Source organism: Microlunatus phosphovorus NM-1, assembly GCF_000270245.1.
GTDB classification, from domain to species: domain Bacteria; phylum Actinomycetota; class Actinomycetes; order Propionibacteriales; family Propionibacteriaceae; genus Microlunatus; species Microlunatus phosphovorus.
In genome coordinates, this window is sequence record NC_015635.1 from 3,864,708 (window position 1) to 3,883,960 (window position 19,253).

The 19,253-nt window shown below is 61.6% G+C and carries 12 protein-coding genes; 4 read left to right on the forward strand and 8 right to left on the reverse strand.

The genetic code is table 11. From position 1 onward, the window contains the following. Nucleotides 1-16: 16 nt before the first annotated feature. The 6 genes from MLP_RS17270 to MLP_RS17295 all read right to left on the reverse strand — a co-directional run bounded on the left by MLP_RS17270 (nt 17) and on the right by MLP_RS17295 (nt 12,818). Nucleotides 17-3,094, reverse strand: coding sequence for a type III restriction-modification system endonuclease (locus MLP_RS17270; protein WP_013864447.1), 3,078 nt, complete (start codon nt 3,092-3,094; stop codon nt 17-19). Nucleotides 3,095-3,222: 128 nt separating this feature from the next. Beyond that, the gene (locus MLP_RS17275) at nt 3,223-4,875 is read right to left on the reverse strand and encodes an RNA-binding domain-containing protein (RefSeq protein ID WP_013864448.1); all 1,653 of its coding nucleotides are present in this window, start codon (nt 4,873-4,875) and stop codon (nt 3,223-3,225) included. Nucleotides 4,876-4,883: 8 nt separating this feature from the next. Further along, nucleotides 4,884-6,848, reverse strand: coding sequence for a site-specific DNA-methyltransferase (locus tag MLP_RS17280; RefSeq protein WP_013864449.1), 1,965 nt, complete (start codon nt 6,846-6,848; stop codon nt 4,884-4,886). Next, on the reverse strand, nt 6,848-8,833 hold the full coding sequence (locus MLP_RS17285) for a site-specific DNA-methyltransferase (protein WP_013864450.1): 1,986 nt from the start codon (nt 8,831-8,833) through the stop codon (nt 6,848-6,850). The genes MLP_RS17280 and MLP_RS17285 overlap by 1 nt, the downstream gene beginning before the upstream one ends. Before the next feature lie 33 nt (nt 8,834-8,866). Beyond that, entirely contained in the window at nt 8,867-9,535 is a 669-nt protein-coding gene (locus MLP_RS17290; RefSeq protein WP_013864451.1) for a DUF4391 domain-containing protein, read from the reverse strand. After that, a complete protein-coding gene (locus MLP_RS17295; RefSeq protein WP_013864452.1) occupies nt 9,528-12,818 on the reverse strand; it encodes a helicase-related protein in 3,291 nt (1,096 codons plus the stop codon). The genes MLP_RS17290 and MLP_RS17295 overlap by 8 nt, the downstream gene beginning before the upstream one ends. Nucleotides 12,819-13,172: 354 nt before the next feature. On the opposite strand from MLP_RS17295, the gene MLP_RS17300 reads away from it, so the two are divergent. The 4 genes from MLP_RS17300 to MLP_RS17315 all read left to right on the forward strand — a co-directional run bounded on the left by MLP_RS17300 (nt 13,173) and on the right by MLP_RS17315 (nt 16,922). Next, complete coding sequence (locus MLP_RS17300; RefSeq protein ID WP_231851334.1) at nt 13,173-13,517, forward strand: DUF262 domain-containing protein; 345 nt, start codon at nt 13,173-13,175, stop codon at nt 13,515-13,517. A gap of 37 nt (nt 13,518-13,554) precedes the next feature. Continuing rightward, nucleotides 13,555-13,848 carry a transposase gene (locus tag MLP_RS17305; RefSeq protein ID WP_013861031.1) on the forward strand — a complete coding sequence of 98 codons (294 nt, stop codon included), beginning with the start codon at nt 13,555-13,557 and terminating at the stop codon, nt 13,846-13,848. A gap of 20 nt (nt 13,849-13,868) precedes the next feature. Beyond that, nucleotides 13,869-14,738 (forward strand): IS3 family transposase, encoded by an 870-nt coding sequence (locus tag MLP_RS17310; RefSeq protein ID WP_041790759.1) that lies wholly within the window; start codon nt 13,869-13,871, stop codon nt 14,736-14,738. 99 nt (nt 14,739-14,837) lie between these two features. Further along, on the forward strand, nt 14,838-16,922 hold the full coding sequence (locus MLP_RS17315; protein WP_013864454.1) for a GmrSD restriction endonuclease domain-containing protein: 2,085 nt from the start codon (nt 14,838-14,840) through the stop codon (nt 16,920-16,922). 394 nt (nt 16,923-17,316) lie between these two features. Here the strand turns inward: MLP_RS17315 and MLP_RS17320 are convergent, their stop codons facing one another. After that, on the reverse strand, nt 17,317-18,489 hold the full coding sequence (locus tag MLP_RS17320; protein ID WP_013864455.1) for an SIR2 family protein: 1,173 nt from the start codon (nt 18,487-18,489) through the stop codon (nt 17,317-17,319). 532 nt (nt 18,490-19,021) lie between these two features. Continuing rightward, complete coding sequence (locus MLP_RS28080; RefSeq protein ID WP_013864456.1) at nt 19,022-19,246, reverse strand: hypothetical protein; 225 nt, start codon at nt 19,244-19,246, stop codon at nt 19,022-19,024. Nucleotides 19,247-19,253: the final 7 nt, after the last annotated feature.

Consider the following 19,253-nt stretch of genomic DNA (forward strand, 5'->3'; position numbering starts at 1 on the left):
GTCATCTGCTATTCACCTACGCCGAAACGAGTTGCATCAGCTCGGTGTAGTCGGTGACGACGCCATAGGTGACGTCCTGGCCGTGACTCTGGGCAATCTTCTCGAAGAATCTACGAGCGCACTCGATCTTGGCGTCCTCGACGCCCTTGAGCTGGAGTGTGGACAGCGAGCCCTTGGTCTCAGCGACGAAGTAGACATGCTTCACGCTGCCCTCGGTGAAGGCGATGGCCCAGTCGGGGTTGTAGTCGCCGACTGGCGTGGGGATGAAGAATCCTCGCGGGAGCTTCGCGTAGACGGCGACCTCGTGGCTGGTGTCGAGTTCGGTGACGAACTTGCGCTCGATCTTGGAGTCGGTGACCACGTAGTCGTACACGTGCTTCTTGAGCTTCGACCCAGCCTTCGAGAAGTCCTGGGCGGTCTGGTTCTCGGTGAAGATCGCAGAGTCAAACCGGTCTTCGAGCGCGTCATAGGCGAGATGCTCGACGATGACCGTGGCCTTCTGCTCATTGATGAGTCGCGCCGCCTCGGTGATGAACTGCTCCGGGTTGAGGCGGAACTTGGCAAAGGTTGCTGGCGTGACCCCGCGGAGGATCGCAGCAACGGTACGGCGGGTGAGATGGGTCTTCTCGGTGATCTCTCCAAGCAGGTCGTACTTCACCTGTGAGCCCGCGCTCACGGTCTCCGTGTGCGTCCGCGTGGTCTGAACCGCGAAGCCCGTACCGCTGGTGAGGTCATCAGCCTCCAGTTGCTCCCGCTGTTGGCCGGCTTGCACGACGTACTGCAGCGCCGCGACGTTGAGGTTCTGGTCGAGGTGCTCGATGGACTTGCTGATCAGCTCCGCTGAGTCGAACTCGACCTGGTAAACGGCGCGGTGGTTGATCCGACCCCACAACGCTTGGAACTCCTTGCGGGCGAAGTTGGCTTCGTTCAGCGGGATCTTCTTCGGTTTGCGATCATCGGTGGGCACCGGCAGGTCCAGGTAGAGGGCGTCGACCAGCGGCCACACGAAGTCGATGACCGTCTTGAGCGCCTCGGAGGTCGGCGCGGCGAGAGTCCTGGATTCCTTGGCCTGCTTGTAGGCCTCGGAGATCGTGTCGTCTTCGTTCACGTAGTCGTTCTTGACCAGATACTTGTAGAGCGCCTGGGCGACGGCTTCCTCGATGACCGACTCACCAGATGGTGTCTGGATGGTCTTGCCGACGAAGAACTTGACACTGGCCTTGCGTGGCCGTGCGGCTAGCGACTCGGAGATTTCGCGTTGGAGGCCGGCCACGAAGTCGGTGTAGGACTCGTCGGTAACGACAGTCAGTTCGTTGATGTCGTGCACGGTGACGGGGTTGTCCATCCGTTCGCCGTGTTGGTCGACCGCCAACCGCAGGCCTCGTCCGATCTCCTGGCGGCGGGAGACGGTGTTGTCGCTCTTCTTGAGCATGCCCATGACGAACACGTTGGGGTTGTCCCAGCCCTCGCGCAGTGCCGAGTGGGAGAAGATGAACCGGACAGGTTCGGCGAACGACAGCAGGCGTTCCTTGTCTTTGAGGATCAGGTCGTACGCGTCGGTGTCGGTGGACTGGCCCTTGTCGTCCCCGCGTCCGGAGACTTTGCCGTCGATCTGGTGCTTGGTCTTCTTGTCGATGGAGAAGTAGCCCTCGTGCACCTTCCGTACGTCGTCACGGCGCAGGTAGGTCTGGTACTCCTCGGTCGCCGCGTCGATGGTGAGTTCGCCAAGCACCTCGTCGCGGATCGCCGCGTACTCCTCCTCAAACACGCGCGCATAGTCACCGAGGGTGTCTTCGCGGCTGTAGTCGCGGTACTTGGCGACCTCGTCGATGAAGAACAGCGAGAGCACCTTGACGCTCTGGCTGAACAGCTCGCGCTCCTTGTCCAGATGGGCACGGACTACCTCGCGAATCTGGATGCGCCGCTTGGTCTCCTCGGTGACATCCCGGTCGGCGAGCTGCCCCGCCACAACCACATCGCCGTTGCTCAGCTCGATCACGTCACGGTTGGCGTCCACCTCGGTGACGAACAAGTCTTTGTATGCTTCGATCCCGTTCGACACAGCATGCAGGTTTGAGCCCATGTCGAGGCGCTTGATCTGCCGCTTGATGCCTGCCGCCGTCTGCACCTCGATCTCGACCCGCGCGCGAGGCTTGGCGCCCTTCGCGATCTCGATGGCATCCAGGTACAGGTAGGCAGTCGAGCCGGCGAGACCCTTCACGGTGATGCCGCGCACGGCGATCTTCTTCACGAGCTTCTGGTTGTACGCATCGAGCGCGTCGAGCCGGTGCACCTTGGTGTGTTCAACCTTGTGCGTCGCCGAGTACCGCAGCAGCATCAACGCGTTGAACTCAGCCAGCGCTTTGAGCGACTTGTCGGCACTGATCTTCTGCGGCTCGTCGATGATCACGATCGGGCGGTTGGCTTTGATCACGTCGATCGGGCGGCGGGACTGGAAGTCGTCAAGCTCGTCATAGATGCGGCGCTGGTCCTTGCCCTGCGCATTGAACGCTTGGATGTTGATGATCATCACTTGCACCCCGGCATCGGAGCTGAACCGCTCAAGCTCGTGCAGCTGGGTCGAGTTGTAGATGAACGAGCGCGGCTTGGTGCCGTAGAGCTGCTGGAAGTGCTCGGCAGTCACGTCGAACGACTTCTTCACGCCCTCGCGGATCGCGACCGACGGCACCACGATGATGTACTTCGACCAGCCGTACCGCTTGTGTAGCTCCATGATCGTCTTGATGTAGACGTAGGTCTTGCCGGTGCCCGTCTCCATCTCCACATCGAGGTTCGGAGCCCCCGGAGCGGCGGCACTGAAGGCGAGCTTGGCCGACAGCGGGAGGTTCCGCGAACGCTGCACCGCATGCACATTCTCCAACAACTGCGCTCCTGAAAGAGCGATCTCAGCGTTGCGCAGGCCGGCGTCCGGGCGCTCCTCCGCCTCGAACAGTGCCGGCGCGGTCACGGGACGAGCCCTGCCGGGGTCGATCCGGTAGGCGATACCGTCATACTTCGGCTGCCCGGCGAAGGTCTCGACGACAGCATCGACGGCATCGGTCTGGTACTGCTGGACCTTGAACTGGAGCTTCATCGGGAACCTTCCTTTCTGCATGCGTCGAGTCGAAGGCACGGATTTAAGAAAGGGTATGGCGGCCTGACTAGGGATTTTCCCCCCGGAATGAACCTCTGGCTTGGATAACTCATGTGAATCGTCGGCATCTACGAAAGCTCCCATCTGGGGTGCGAGCGAGTTCCTGCGTTTCTGATCGTGCCCTCAGCTCGGAGCTTCGAGAGCAGGTTCGCCACCTTGTTCCGCTTCTGCTGGGCAGTCAGCATCTCGGGCAGCAAGGGAACCAGAACTGCGTTGACGTCAGCGCGCGACGCGCTGCCGTTGCGTTGCAGGAAGTCGACGACGAGGGCTGCGTAGTGCGCATCGGTCTGAGGACGAGTCCGGACGTAGTCTGCGAGCCGGTCGGTTGCACCAGCGATCGCCTCCGCAATACGCAGGTGCGGTTTGCGACCCTCGATGAGCTTCGCCTTTCGTAGATGGGCCACAGCCTCGCCGCGGATCGGCAGCTTCTTCTGAACCCTGTCCAGGGCCAGTACGTCCTCAATGGGCAGGTCGGTCCGCACCATGAGCAGCTGAGAGTAAGACTCATCGATCACCGCTCCATGGATCGTCAGCTTCACCTCTCCGGGATCGCTCAGGTCATAGTCGGGCAGCGGCAAGAACCGACGCATCTGGTCCTGCACCATCCGGTGGATGCCATTTCCCATGTGATCGATGAGGTTGAGCTCTGTCATCGCCTCCACGAGCACCGGATTGCGGTAGCCCCTCGGGACGAGTTCGTTGACCATGTAGTCCTCTGGGGATCGGTCGAAGAACTGTCCAACGCTGATGAACTCGACGCGATCCAGTCGTTCGATGACGATGATGCGAGACATACGGCTGTAGTCCTGGTGCGCGATGCAGTTGTAGATCGCCTCGAGCAGGCTGCGCTCGTCGTACTTGCTGATCTCGCGGTAGATGAGCTCGTTGGGCGGCATCAGGCGAAGCTGGATGTTCCGGATTCGGTTAACGAGAGCGCTGGCGTTCAACAGGAACGGCAGCCCAAAGTGCTGGTACGCCGACTCCGGACCTGAGAGCTTCCACGACATCTCCGCCATGTGCGGGCTCAGCAGATGGCTGGAGGTGAACTTGCCGAGCAGGATCACGGCCGCTCGCGTGATTTGACCATCAATGATGAGTCGGAGCTTCGACAAGAACGTGGCGTCGTCCCAGCCAGCCAGTTCCTCGACGAGCCGAGGGTAACGCTCAGCGAACCCCTGTCGAGCGCGGAGGATCGCCTCCGGATCCAAGTGATCCAGCGTCGCACCGGGCAAGGAGACTGCAGTCCAGTCGGTGCTGAACGACTGGCGACGAATCTCATCCAGTTTGTCCAGCGAGAGCGGCACCAAGCTTTCGCCTGCACGGGCGCGGTAGTCGCCCTTCCACGAGATCGGAATGCCTCGGGGTGCCGCCGGCACCTCCAGAAGCACTACGCGCTTGCCCGAGTGCATGACCTCGTAGACCTCGCGGACAGTCAGTCCCTGGTCGATCGACTGATGCATATGGTGCTTTAACGTCTGACGCTGGTGGACATCGATGAGATGCGTCGTGCCCACGACCTGCCGAGTGTTCGAGACACCGAAGACGAGCCACCCCGACGCGAGCCCACGCAGGTTCGCCTCGTTGCTCAGGGCCGAGACGTACTCACCGGTCTTGTCCGCAGAGAACTGACGCGCAGCCTCCTTGAACTCGACAACCTCGTTCTCCCAGCCGGCCAGCATCCGGTCGAGGAGCTCAGTGAGTTCGTCGTTCGTCAGGGTCATAGCGTTCCTCAGATAGTCCTTACCGCTGTCGCGGGCGACACCTCACGGAACACCTGCTCGGCGTTGATACGCGCGGCATCGGACTCGAAGGCATCGTCGCGGAAGACCGCGCGCAAGGGACCACGTGCCGCGATCGCCCGCACCACCTCGGGAGTCACAGACTCAGCGAAGCAGGCGATCAGCGCATCGTCATCGACCGAGAAGACCTCCCGACCGTCAACCGCCTCGCGCACGATAGGCAGCGACAATTCGAGACCCCAGTCGAGGAGCACCTGGAACAGCAGGTCTTCTGCCGATCGGCCAGATCTGATGCTTGGTTGCAGCGCGTCAAGGCCAAGCTGTTCTGTTTCATCTGCGGTTCTTCGGACATCAGCCATGTTGCTGCTGTCGACGTGCAAGGAGCGGAAGCCGATGTCCAGACTGCTGTCCAGAAGCCCTGCTTCCTGCTTCACCAGGGCGCCGGCGCGGCGTAGGCGTTCACGGGCGATGCTGGCGATGGTGTCGTAGTCTGGGTGGTCAACCGCCTCGTCAAGCTGGACGAGGATGTATCGGCGATGCCCTCCATCTGCTGCGTTGAGGTCCATGACGGCGTGGCCAGTCGAACCAGAGCCCGCGAAGAAGTCGAGGACGACGGCGTCCTTCGTCCCACCGGTAACGAGACGGAGCCAACGCGCAAGTACGCGCCGGTCCTTTGGGTTCTCGAAGACGATCTCGCCCATGAGGTTGCGCATGTCAGTGCTCGCGGCCTTGCGGTCCTGCTCGAACACCGAGATCGCAACCTGCTCGTTCGTCTCGTCGAGGAAGGAGATCCCGCGAGGGATCGCGGTTTCGTCCGGGCCGAACCAGACCTGGCCCGCCGCGATCCGGCGATCCATCTCCTCCTTCTGGAAGCGCCAGCCGGTCTTCGGAGGCGTTACCGGCTTGCGCGTCGTCGGATGGAGAACCGTGTACGTGGGCCCGCCCCGGCCGGGCCACGTGATGTTGCCGTAGGTGTTCATCGGTCGGCCCGTCCCGGACTGAAGCTGGTCGTACCGCGCCACCGAATCAGTGATCTCTCCGGCGGTCTTCTTGCTCTTGAGCCAGGCCTTCCATTGGAGGGAGGCTTCGTCATCGCACTGACGGGTCGACCAAATAGAGGAGGCTTTCGCCAGCGCCGCGTCGATACCGACCTTAGGCTCGCGCCACCGCACACCGAGTTCGCTGAGCTGGACCTCGTTCTTGGCGTAGATCAGCATGTAGTCCGCGCCGTTGGAGACGTAGCGGGAGTCGTTCTTACGACCGCCCTGCCACACGACGTCAGAGATGAAATTCTCGGCTCCGAATACCTGATCGAGGAGCAGGCGGAGATTTGCCTGCTCCTGGTCGCCGATCGCGGTGATTATGACCCCGTCATCGGTCAGCAGACTACGCGCCAGCTTCAGTCGCGGGTACATCATGCTCAGCCAGACGGAGTGGAAGCGACCCTTCGACTCCGGGTTCGCGACAAGCCGGTCACCTGACTCGGACTCTTGGCCCGAGCGGCCAAGGTAGTCAGCGCTGGTCTCTGCGAAGTCGTCCTCGTAGACGAAGTCATTACCGGTGTTATAAGGCGGGTCGATATAGATCAACTTCACCCTGCCCAGATACGATTCTTGGAGCAATTTCAGTGCATCCAGGTTGTCACCTTCGATAAAGAGGTTCTTGGAGGTGTCGAAGTCGACCGACTCCTCACGAACGGGGCGGAGAGTCTTGGCGATCGGTGCATTCGCCGCGAAGGCGGCAGCGCGCTTGCCAGGCCAATCGAGCCGATACCGCTCCTGCGGACCCTCCACGACATAGTCGGAGAGTTCCTGACGGAGCAGATCGAAGTCAACGGCGGTGATCACGTTGCCATCAGGATCGCGGGACTCGGTGATGACAGTAGGGAAGAGTTCGGCGATCCTCTCGATGTTGCGAGCCGCAAGATCGGGCGTATGCAGTGCGCGCTTCTCCATCACGCACCACCACACAACGAGGAGCACAACCCGCTCCCAGATGAGAGCAGGTGCCCTGGTGTGGAGTGTGAGAAGCGGCACCTATATCGCCCTAACCTCGGTGTGAGGCGACTTCTCGCGGAAGATCTGCTCGACGTTGATGCGCTCCGCGTCGTCCGCGAAGTCCTCGTCGAGGAACACGACTCGGAGCGGCTGACGTTCTGCGATGGCCGCGGCAGCCAGAGAGAGAGAGAGAGAGAGAGAGAGAGAGAGAGATCGTGCGCCTCACCCGGACGTGCACACAGGATCAACGCGCCCTCCTCAACGTCGTACACCTCAAAGCCATCGATCGTCTCCTTCTGGATCGGCATCGTAAGTTCCAGACCCCAGTCGAGTAGCACCTGGAACAGCAGGTCTTCACCCGTTCGGTCGGGTTTCACACTGCTGATCAGATCGTCAAGCTCTCTTTGGCCAAGTTGGTTGACACTCGTTGCTACATCCGCCACGTTCGTTGTGTCTACGCGAAGGACTCTGAACCCGAAGTCGAGTTCGCCAGCCGCTAGGCCAGCAAGCTTCGCAGCGTTGATCCCAGCTCTGCGGATGCGCTCCTTAGAAATTTCGGCGATGGTGTGCGCACGACCCAAAGAATCTACGAAATCTATCCCGACCTGCACCGTGAACTTCGCGGGGCCAGCAACTTTCAGGAGTTGCTCATCCAGGTTCTCAGGTAGTTGCATTGCGATGAACTGTCGCGGCATCCCATCAGCCACCGACTGCTCAAATAGGCCGTGAATAGTCGATCCCGAACCGGAGAACATATCGAGAACAATGTCGCCCGGCGACGTAGTAGAAGCCTGGACAAGTTGTTGCATCAAGCGTCGAGGCTTCGGGTAGGAGAAGACGCCCGCCATGTCGAGAGACTCAAGGTCAGCGCTGCCCTCTTCAGAAAGAACTTTGATGATCGAGTACAACTTCGACCGCGCTTCCGCAACGGGGGTCCGTCGAGCAATAACATGCCCACCCGTCCAAGGAATCAGGAAGAGCGTTCCCGCAGCAATATCGGCATCGATCTCCCGCTTCTTTGCCTCACCCTTGTACTCGAGAACCTCTTCGTAAAGGCAGCGACGCTCACTTCCAGTCTCATACTTGCCAAAAGTCTTGCGGAGGACATCGTCGTCGATGAGGTAAAGGACCCCGTCGATGACTTCTGTCCGACCTTGTACGACCTTGTCGCGACGCAAAGGCGGCACAAGGGAAATATCACGAGCTATAGCCAGAATGTAGTCGTGACCACGAACAAGGTGCTTAGCGTTTCCACCGCCTTTTGCGCGTTGGTGGATCAGTGTACCGATGTAGCTGCCGCGCCCAAAGAGTTCATCGACAACCATGCGAAGTGCTGCCATCTCGGTGTCGTCAATGCTGACGAGCAGTACACCCTGCTCATGCAGCATAGAACGGGCAAGCTTGAGTCGTGGATACATCATGCTCAGCCAGTCGGAGTGGAATCTTCCGTTCGATTCTGAATTTGCAGTGAGCCTCAGTCCGTCATCATTTTTCTGACCAGAACGCAGGAGGTACTCGTCAGTCGTTTCGGCGAAGTCATCATCGTATATAAAGTCGCTCCCTGTGTTGTAGGGCGGATCGATGTAGATCAGCTTCACCTTGCCGAGGTACGACTCCTGGAGCAATTTGAGTGCATCGAGGTTGTCACCTTCGATGAAGAGATTCCTGGTCGTGTCGAAGTTGACTGACTCCTCGCGAACGGGACGGAGAGTCTTGGCGATCGGCGCGTTAGCCGCGAAGGCGGCGGCGCGCTTGCCGGGCCAGTCGAGCCGGTACCGCTCTTGTGGCCCTTCGACGATATGGTCGCTGAGTTCCTGGCGCAGCAGGTCGAAGTCCACCGCTCGTACGGGGTGGCCGTCGGCGTCGAGGCTCTCGGTGACGACGCTGGGAAACAACTCCACGATCTTGTCGATGTTGGCCTGCGTGAGGTCGGGTGATGTCATGCGCAGTCTCTCCACTGGTTTACCTTCTGCCCTTCATTCGACCAACTCAGTCAGTTCGTGTTGCTTGGTCTTGAGCGTGCGGCGGAGCTCGACCTTGCGGTTGAGCTGTGGCTCGGCGCGGAGCTTTCGCTCCAAGGACGCGACCTCACGTTCGAGCTTGCGCACGGCAGCCAGTCTGTCGGCGACCTCTGACATTTCCTCGCCAGGACGAGCGGCCAGCGGTGTCAGCGGCTGCAGGAGTGCCGCGTAGAGCGTGGCCAGCGTGATCGCAGTGGGCAAGGGCTGCCGCGTTACGTCTCCTGGTTGCCAGCCGGTCGAATAGTAGGCACTGAGCTTGGGAGTCCCAGCTCCGATCTGCTTATGTGCTGCGACCATTCGCACACCGGGTCGCTCAGTGAGGCTGCGAGTGACTTCGAAGATGATCGGGAACGGGATGGCTTTGTCGATGGCACTGAGAACGGCTTCGCTGACGTCGTCGGTCTTGGAGTCGATCGTGAAGACCTGCACCTCGGGCACCGCCGACGTGCCGGGCAGGTTGATCGTGGTCTCAGCCAGTTTGTAGGCCCAGGTGATGCGTTGGACTTCGGTGATGAACTTCTCGCGGACTGCGGTGCTGACCGTGCCGTGCTCGTAGAACTTCTCTTTGGGTACTCGCTTGCCGAACTTCGCGGCTTCGGGCCAGCGGTACAGCAGGTCAGTCATCGGTGCCGCCTTCGGCGGGGTCTACGACGGCGACGAATGCGGTCAGCTCGAAGTCGTCCAGCCCGGCGATGGCCTGAGTCAGGGCGGTCGTGCTGCCGCCGCTGAAGAGGCTGTCGATGTCACGTTCCTCGGTGACATCGATCATGGAATGGATCGCATCGGTGAGCAGCGCCGAGTACTTGCCCATCTGCGCGCCCTCGCTGGTCGCGGCGTTGAACGCGCCGACCACATTGGTGACGGGTTCCTCGTAGGGACGGCAGCCGGCACGGAGCAGGTCGAGGAGGTGCTTCGCTTCGGTGTGGTTCGCGATGACCTCGCCCTGGTCATCAAGGTAGACGAGGTAGTGCGGGTGAAGTCGGTTGCCTCGGTTGGCACCCTTCGCAGAAGGCACAGCCTCATCTGCGGCGAGGTTCCGGAGGGCGAAGATGACGCCTGGTCGTAGTCCCTTACTGGGGTCCGCGGGGATCACGGCGTGGAGCCCGCGCGGCGAGGCGGTGAGGTCGCCGTGTTCCTTGATGTAGCCGAGCAGGTCCATGCGGAAGTCGTTGAGCCCGAGGTCTGTGATCGAGACCCCGGTTCGGACGTCTTCGAGCTCAATGACCTCGTCCTGGAGCTTGCGGAGCTGCTCCTTACGGAAGGCGGCATCGGAGTCTTCGAGGGTGAGAAGATTGTCATCCGCGGTGCCGGCGAGATCGGCAATGACCATGCGACTCTCGACGCGTTCCTTGAGGTTGATGTACTCGTCAAGGGAGATGTCGGGCCAGAAGTTCACGAGCTGAATCTGGCTGTTGGTGGAGCCGATGCGGTCGATGCGCCCGAAGCGCTGGATGATGCGTACGGGGTTCCAGTGGATGTCGTAGTTGATCAGGTAATCGCAGTCCTGGAGGTTCTGGCCCTCGCTGATCACGTCGGTGCCGATGAGCACATCCAGTTCGCGCGTCTCACGCGGCATCGTGAGGTGGCGCTGTTTGGAGCGGGGCGAGAACAGCGACATGACCTGTTGGAAGTCGAAGCCTGTTCCCAGGCTCGTCTTCGCACCGTGACTGCCACCAGTGATGACAGCTGTGTCCAGTCCGGCGGTCGCGAGTGTGGGGGCGAGTTCCCGGTAGAGGTAGTCGGCGGTGTCTGCGAAGGCGGAGAACACGAGCACTTTGCGATTGCCGTCATTGATCGGGCGTTGAGCCTTGTCGTCAATGAGCTGCTTGAGCTTGCGGAGTTTGAGGTCATGGTCGGGGGCGACCTTGCGCATCTCGGCGAGGAGTTCCCGCAGGGTCTCGCGGTCATTCGACAGATCCCGTTGCCAGGATTCGATGTCGAGGTCGCCGAAGTCGATCTTGATCTTCTCGCCGAAGGACAGGGCTTCGATGTTCGCGTCATCCTCATCGTCAACGTCGAAGTCGAGCCCCAGGAGCTCCGAACTCAAATCAGCAACGTTGCCGGTGTGTCTGGCGATCCTGCCGAGAGTACGGGTAACGGACCCTTGAATCTTCGTCAGCGTGAGGCGAAAGGCCTCAACCGAACTCTCCAGCCGTTTGAGCAGGTTGACGGTCATGAGCTTCTTCAAGCCCTGCTCGCGTCCAGCCTGGCCGAGGTTGGAGCGGGCGCTACCTGCGGTGACGTTGTAGAGGTCTTCGTACTTGGAGCGCCGACTCGGGAACACGTACGCGAGCGGGGTGTAGACAGCGAGGGTCAGTGCCTGGAGCTGCTCGAAGATGTCGTTGAAGCCGGGCACGTCCGGCAGGTCCGTGAGCGGCTCGCGGATGGAGAGCGGTGGACGTCGCTCCGGGAAGGCACCAATCTCGGTGGTGTCGTAGAAGGCTTGGATGTGCTTGCGGGAGCGGGCGATGGTGACAGAGTCGAGCAATTCGAAGAAGTCGAAGTCGAGCATCTGGAGGATACGGTCGGTGGTGCGGTGCTCGGGGTTGAGCTTGGACCACTCGTTGAACACGCGCTGCGCGTCGGAGAACACCTTCTCGACCGTCGTGGACATGCTCAGGTGCTGGGCGAGGTTCTCTGACTCGCCCTCGTAGGCGAGCTGGAGCTGGTTCTTGAGGTCGTTGAACCGGTTGTTCACCGGCGTGGCCGAGAGCATCAGCACCTTGGTCTTCACGCCCTCGCGGATGACCTGGCGCATGAGGCGCTGGTAACGCGACTCCTTCTCCTCTGCGTAGTCGGCGTTGCGGAAGTTGTGGGACTCGTCGATCACGACGAGGTCGTAGTTGCCCCAGTTGATTCGATCCAGTCGCAGACCGAGTGACTCGCCTTTGGTGCGGGAGAGATCGGTGTGGGCGAGCACGTCGTAGTTGAAGCGGTCGGAGGCGAAGATGTTGGTCGTGAGATTGGCGTTGTAGTTCGTCCAGTTCTCGGCAAGCTTCTTCGGGCAGAGCACGAGCACGGACTTGTTGCGGAGCTCGTAGTACTTGATGACGGCAAGCGCGGTGAACGTCTTTCCAAGGCCCACGGAGTCAGCGAGGATGCAGCCGTTGTAGGTCTCGAGCTTGTTGATGATGCCCGTGGCCGCGTCGCGCTGGAAGTTGTAGAGGGCCTGCCAGACCTTCGTCTCCTGGTAGCCGGTGCGGTCGTTCGGCAGGACGTCTTCGTTGATGTCGTCGAGGAACTCGGCGAACAGGTTGTAGAGGATCAGGAAGTAGATGCGTGCCGGGGAATTCTCGGTGTACACGCTGGCGATGTGGTCGTGGACGGCCTGGGTGACATCGCTGACCTGCTCGGGGTTGTTCCAGATCTGGTCGAACAGCTGCATGTACTGCTCGGTCATCGGGGCTTCGTCAAGCCTGTTCACGAAGCTCGATACGGCGTTGCCGCGTTCGTAGCCGAGATCGGCGGTGGTGAACCCCTGGAGCTGGGTGTAAGCGGCCTTATCGTCGATGACCGCGAACTGCTGCATCGGGTTACCGGTGGCGTTCGAGCGGAAGGCGACCTTTCGCCGGACCCAGTCCGCACACTCCCGTGCGATGGCACGCTGGGTGAGCTTGTTGCGCAGCCTGATCTCGAAGTCGGACCCAGCCAGGCTCTTCTCGGCTTGCCCGCCGGGGATGAAGAACTCGCGACGTTCTTTGCGGAGCTTGTCCGTCACCTCCTCGGTCACGAACGACGGCGACGTGAAGATGAACTCCAACTCGGAGACCCTCTCCAGTTCCTTGCGCAGTGCTTCGAACGCGAAGATGGAGAACGTCGATGCGGCGATACGCACCTTCGAACCCGGCACGATCTCGGTCCTGAGATCGTCGCCCAGAAGGTCAGTGACGTTGTTGATGATCCGCACTCGACTACTCGCTGTCCCTGCCGCAAGCGGGAGTGCTGACTACCCCGAGGTGGACGGCATCGTTGTCAGCGAACAACCACCGCTCAACCACGCCGGCCCTCCTCACTCCGTGACCCGCGCAGGCCAACGTCCCTGGATAGTACTGGAGCGGTACGTTTAGGTCGTTTGAGGTTGACTCCCGATGTGACTCCGCCTCCGTGGAGGCCTGACCGAGCCCAGATGCGGTGACGATTCGAGGGCCGCATCGTCGCCGAGCCCGGCGGCGGTGTGAGACCGAGAACTCACGTCCAGCTAGGTTGGCGAGGGCGAACGTCCCGCTGAGCGCCGCGGCTGCAACAGGGCATGATGGCGTCCGTGGAAACTAATGTCCGGACCCCGATGCAAATCTTCAGTCTTCCGCAGCAGCTCGTCGTGCCGCTCTTCCAGCGGCCCTATGTGTGGGAGCAGGAGGAACAGTGGGCTCCGTTGTGGGGTGACATCCGCCGCCTGGCTGAGGTGAGGCTTCGCGATCCCTTCTCCACGGCGACGCATTTTCTCGGTGCGGTGGTTGTCCAAGCCCATGACGGGCAGCTCGGCAACATGCAGGCGAGCAACATCATCGACGGGCAGCAGCGGCTCACCACACTCCAGGTCCTGATGGATGCTGCGGCATCCGTCCTCGAGTCAGCGTGGACTTCCCCCCGTTTGACGGACACCTGACCTGAGGTGGCCACTGGTCACCAGGGAGGATGTCGTTGTGCCTGCTCCTCACCCGCCTGAGTTCCGCCGTCGTGCGGTCGAGCTTGCTCGTGAGCGGTCCAAGCCAGTTGCTGAGTTGGCGAAAGATCTGGGAATTTCCGAATCGTGTCTGCGTCGCTGGATGGAGCAGTCCGAGACCGACGCTGCCGGTGGTAGCGAGACGGCGTTGACCAGTCGGGAGAAGAAGGAGCTGGTCGAGCTGCGCCGGGATAAACGGCGCCTGGAGATGGAAGTCGAGATCTTGAAAAGGGCGGCCGCCTATTTTGCCCAGGAGAATGTTCTCCCAAAATAGTGTACGGGCTGGTCCATGAAATGGCCGATGACGGGATTGATGTCGCGGTGGCTTGCCGGGTGCTGAATGTGTCGCGGTCGGGATACTACGACTGGCGCGGCCGGCCTGCATCGGCACGGGAACAGGAGAACACGCTGCTGTTGAAGCTGATCGAGGAGATCCATGCCGATGAGGACATGAAGACGTACGGGGCGCCGCGGGTGCACGCCGAGCTGGTCTTGGGGCACGACCTGCAGGTGAACCAGAAGCGGGTCGCCCGGCTGATGCGCCAGGCCGGCATCCAGGGCCTGTACCGGCGGCGTCGGTCGTGGACCACGATCCGGGACCCGCACGCCATCCCCGCCAAGGACCTCGTCAACCGCCGGTTCACGGTGGACGGTCCGAACCGGTTGTGGCTGACCGACATCACCGAGCACCCGACGGTGGAGGGCAAGGTGTACTGCGCCGCGGTCATGGACGCCTGGTCCCGCCGGGTCCTGGGCTGGTCCATCGACGACAACATGCGGAAGGAGCTCGTGGTCGACGCGCTCGGGATGGCGGTGCTGCGGCGCAACCCGATGGACGTCGACAATAACACGATCATGCATTCCGATCACGGGTCGCAATTCACATCGTGGGCATTCAGTCAGAAAGTCTATGATGCCGGGCTGGTGCCGTCGATGGGCAGTGTGGGCGACTGCTACGACAATGCGATGATGGAGTCCTTCTGGGAGAGAATGCAACTCGAGCTGCTCGATTCGCAGGTATGGTTCACCCGGGACGAGCTTGCCAACGCGATGTTTCGATGGATAGAATCATGGTATAATCGGAGACGTCGGCATTCGAGTATTGGAATGCTGTCGCCGATAGAGTTTGAAACCCGTTCCACAGGGTCAGACCGTCCGGGCTGACCCTCAACCCCGAGTGTCCGTGGAACAGGGGGAACCTCAGCGGGACTCGACACACTTGCCGGCCAGCTCGAGAGTCTGACCCACAACCAGGCCACGTTCGTGCCTCCGGGCGAGTCTCGACTCAAGATCCGTCACACCAACCGCGACCACGCGGCCTTCGACGAAGTCATGGACGCTGAGCCGCCGATCGACCACAAAGACCTGAAGCACGCGTCATCGAAGATCACGCGGGCCCATGCATTCTTCGCCGACGCCGTCGCCACCTGGCTTGGTGGCGCGGACAACGACGCCTATGCCGCGCGAGCCAACGCGCTTGTTGCGGTGCTGACCAGCGGGCTGCAGCTGGTCGCGATCAACCTCACGGCCATCGAGAACTCGCAGGAGATTTTCGAGACGCTCAACGCGCGCGGCACACCACTGACGGCAGCGGACCTGATCAAGAACTTCGTCTTCCAACGTCTGGCGGCAGAGGGAGCCAACACCCGCCGCGCCTACGCCGAAGACTGGCCGTTCGACACACGATTCTGGGAGACCGAGGTTACCGTTGGTCGCTACCGCGTGAGCCGAAGCTCGCTCTTCCTCAACCAGTGGCTAGCCTCGCGCCTGGGCGAAGAGATCAGCCCCCAGCAGACGTTCTCTCGGTTCAAGGTCTACGTCGAGCACGATGCCGGACAGAAGATGGCGGACCTGCTGCCGACGATCAAGCAGCAAGCAGATCTCTACGAGTCGTGGACTGTCGCTGCCGATGACCGGGATCGGCAGCTGCGAGTTGTCGAGATGTCGGTCTACCGGATGAAGGCCAGCGAGCTGGAGCTGTTGAAACCCCTGCTCATCTGGCTCCACGAGCCTGATCGCCATCTGCCCGATGATGTCATCGACAGTGTGGTAGCGCTGGCCGAGAGCTGGATCATGCGCCGGATGTTCCTTCGGCTGACGACGTCAGACCTGGGCCGTGTCGTAGCCGAGATCATCAGGATCCACGGGGAAGCGCCCGCGTCCGAACTGGTCGACCGGGTCCGCGGTCACCTCACCCGGCTCAACGTGTCCAGCACCTACTGGCCCGGGGACGAGGAGATCCGTGTTGCGCTCACCGGTGAGGCCGCCTATCGACGATTCAAGGTGGCCCGGCTCCGGCTGTTCCTCGAAGCGGTCGAGAACGAGTTCAGGCGGGGCACCAACCAGCCGCAGGTGCCCCGACGCGGCTACCCGATCGAGCACGTGCTGCCGCAGAAGTGGCAAGACAACTGGCCGGTTGACGGGCTCGATGCCGAGATCGAGCGGGGCGCCCACGTCCACCGCCTCGGCAACCTGACGCTGCTGACCAGCTCGTTGAACTCGAAGGTGTCGAACTCGGCCTGGAATGTGAAGCGGGAGAGGCTGCGCGAGCACGACACACTGCTGTTGAACAGCCGGCTGCTCCGCCAAGGCAGCAAAGGTGGATGGAACGAGGGCACGATCGACGCTCGGAGCGACCAACTCATTGACGTTCTGCTGAGAGTGTGGCCGGCTCCGGAGGGGCACACCGGACAGGTTGTCGATCCGCGAGACAAGAGTCAGGACTGGGTCGAGGTCAAGGACCTCGTAGCGGCCGGATTGCTCGAACCCGGCACCATCCTCACACCACGACAGGGAAGCTGGACGTCGAAGCAGACCCTGGTGCGAGACGATGGCATGCTCGAAGTTGATGGGCAGCTGTTCGGTTCACCGTCCGGGGCCGGCAGGCATGTCAAGGGCAGCGTGACGAACGGGTGGACGTTCTGGAGCTTGGCCGATGGCCGCCGTCTCGTCGACGTTCGCGCGGCCTTCCGCGGCGAGAAGCCCCGAGATCCGCACTGGACGGCTGCATTGCCTCGAATCGAGTGGAACGAGGAGGACCTCGCCAACTACGCCTCCGGTACGGCGGAGCTCACCCTGCGGCTGCTCGACTATGTAGCCACTGAACGAGCGGACCGGCTGCTCGCTGGGCCTGACTTCGCAGTCATCGGCTTGACCCCTGAGCAAGTCGCCGGGATCACGGGTGCGATGGCCCGCAAGGTCTACAACGACTTCGAACGATCAAACCCGCCGATCGAGTCACACGAGCAGGACGGCCGCTGGCGCTATCGGATGACGGCTGGCACCGCCACGGCATGGCGCGTCACGCGCACCCTCGGACCGCCCTCGCCCTCGAAGGCGAGTGCCTGAAACGAAGCCGGGTACACACGCTCAGCGATCCCAGCGAGCGACGCCGCTTCGCTATCCAACACGTAAAGTCAACGGCGAGAAAGTCACAGTCTGACGGGCGGACTCAGTGATCCGAGGGAACGCGCGCCCTTGACATGCGAGCCTCGCCGTGGATATCTGTGACCACCGAAAGCTCTATCGCAAAGAACTCTCCCCAGTACTAACCCGAGGCGCAGCCGCTATGGACGACATCTTCGACGGCGGGGCTACGGTCGGCCACGACTGACCAGGCGGAGTGTGTTCATGGATCAAGAGTCGGTGACAGCGCGAGCATGTCTTGGGCGTCATGGTCACCGCGTGTCTACGCCAGTGGCTATTGTGCCGACCACAGCAGGTGACCATCGCACCCGGGCGGCTAGGAAGCATATGCTCGCAGCACGACGCCCGACGCTGACCACCACGCCCAGTCTAAGGTGTCTGGCGCTTCCAAGATCCCGTCGCGGCAGATCGTGAGCCACTTCGTGGGATCCGGGTCGCCCGCCCATACCGGATCCCAGCCGATGGCGTCGAGGATCTGCCGCTCTGTCGGGTTGCTGCTGCGGGTGACCACCAGCACTTGAGGGCAGGTCGTCCTTCGCGACCATGCCAGCTGGAGCATCTGGTTAACGCCCTCGTCGCGCAAAGAGGTTCCGGCGATCAACCACTTGTCGGCGGTCAGCAGACGCTGGTAGAAGACTTCGTAAGCCAGCTTGAAGGGATCCTTCTTGATCAAGTTGGTCTTGCCCGTCTGGTTCGTGAGAACCACAACCGGCGACCAGTCAGTGCTCCCCTCCCGCCACCGTGTCCAGAAGTTGGCATCTCGGACATCGGCCATGTTGAAGCGGTAGACGACTCCGGTGCGGGGCTCACGCAGCCAGGCCAACGATCCGTGTAGGTGAATCAGCGTCACGTGCCTGCTCAACGGGAGGTTAGCGGTCGTGCGAAGGGGCCGACCGTGGGCCACCGCGTCTGGGCTGATCATCTTCTCGATCTGGCCGCCGCGACCATCGGCGAGGTCACACATCGCGTTCTCGTAATTGGAGCAGAGCCCGGCCATCAGCAACGCGTCGTAGTTGAGGTTCGCGAAGGTCACCTCGCCACCCTGCGCGGTGTTCACGATGCTAGTGAGGAGGTTGCGGATCGGGTTCATCGCATCCTCGTGCGCTCGTGACTCGGCCGCGATTACATCAAGGACGTGACTGACCCCATGTCGGTAGACCAGCTGGGCGAACTCCGCAGAGTCTCGCAAAGATCGGTCGATCCGGAGTCCGGCGTCGCCAGCGAGTGTGGCCATCTTCCTGATCAGAGGCAATGTGTCGCGCAATTCGTCAAACGGAGACACCAACTCCTCGAAGTCGGCGGCGGCGTGGGTGCGCCCGGCCCGCTCTGCGACCTTGCGCATCAGTTGCGCCTGCTGAGTGTCGTCGTCGCCGGCGCTGTCGAGCCGCTCAATGATCCTCTGCGTAATGCGCGGAATCGTGAGTTCCGGGTTGTAGGCAATGGTCATGCCGTTGCCGATGAGCGCTGCGATGGTGGTCTTGCGTCCCATGAGATCCTCCTGGGCGTTGAGTGGATGTGCCAACGCCGAGGCTCCGGTCGGATGCAGAAACGACCACGCAACAGGGCTTCGGAACTTGATTCCCGTAGCCCAGAACTACAGAATGGGACTACCACATCACATCTGTAGAGGCCTCGATCGGACTGCGCTCCGGCCGGGGCCTTTGCGTCTGCTCAATTCTACGATCGAGTCCCCGCCCTGTAACTACGTCGATGTAGTGCGATTGACAGCCTCAACACTCGACACGCTCCACTTGGCGGTCATCCGCTCCACCTCCAACAGACCGAACCCTAGATATCCACAGACCTGGCCAACTTATACACAGCTCAACCCCAGCGTTGTCCCCAGACGATTGTGACGCAAATCATATAAGATTCCTTGCTGCAAACCCCTCATGACGGCTGAGCAAACAGATCTCACCGCTGGTCAGGAGCCGATTGGATGGTCAAGTCAGCCGTTCAACAGCCGAGACGCTGGAAACTGTTGGTCCATTTGGTCCACCGGCGGTAGCGGCCGCAGCGGCTCACGGGCCGCGACCGTGGCCGCAGTCGCCTTGTGGTCGGCAGGGTGGCTGCGCCGGAGCCGGGTGTCGCACGGACAGCTGCAAACGGTCGCGCTCAACCCGCGCCTCCTCCATGCTCATGTCGTCGGCCAGGGTCCGCCACCAGCGCTGCGCTGCGGTGTGGTTTACCTTCTCCACCACCCCTTTGCGGTAGCCCGCCCGGGGTGAGCAGATCTTGACCATCACGCCGTAC

What these genes read in the sequence shown, in the direction of transcription:
- MLP_RS17270 (WP_013864447.1), bottom strand. Translation starts at nt 3,094, where the DNA reads ATGAAGCTCCAGTTCAAGGTCCAGCAGTACCAGACCGATGCCGTCGAT.
- MLP_RS17275 (WP_013864448.1), bottom strand. Translation starts at nt 4,875, where the DNA reads ATGACCCTGACGAACGACGAACTCACTGAGCTCCTCGACCGGATGCTG.
- MLP_RS17280 (WP_013864449.1), bottom strand. Translation starts at nt 6,848, where the DNA reads ATGGAGAAGCGCGCACTGCATACGCCCGATCTTGCGGCTCGCAACATC.
- MLP_RS17285 (WP_013864450.1), bottom strand. Translation starts at nt 8,833, where the DNA reads ATGACATCACCCGACCTCACGCAGGCCAACATCGACAAGATCGTGGAG.
- MLP_RS17290 (WP_013864451.1), bottom strand. Translation starts at nt 9,535, where the DNA reads ATGACTGACCTGCTGTACCGCTGGCCCGAAGCCGCGAAGTTCGGCAAG.
- MLP_RS17310 (WP_041790759.1), top strand. Translation starts at nt 13,869, where the DNA reads ATGGCCGATGACGGGATTGATGTCGCGGTGGCTTGCCGGGTGCTGAAT.
- MLP_RS17320 (WP_013864455.1), bottom strand. Translation starts at nt 18,489, where the DNA reads ATGGGACGCAAGACCACCATCGCAGCGCTCATCGGCAACGGCATGACC.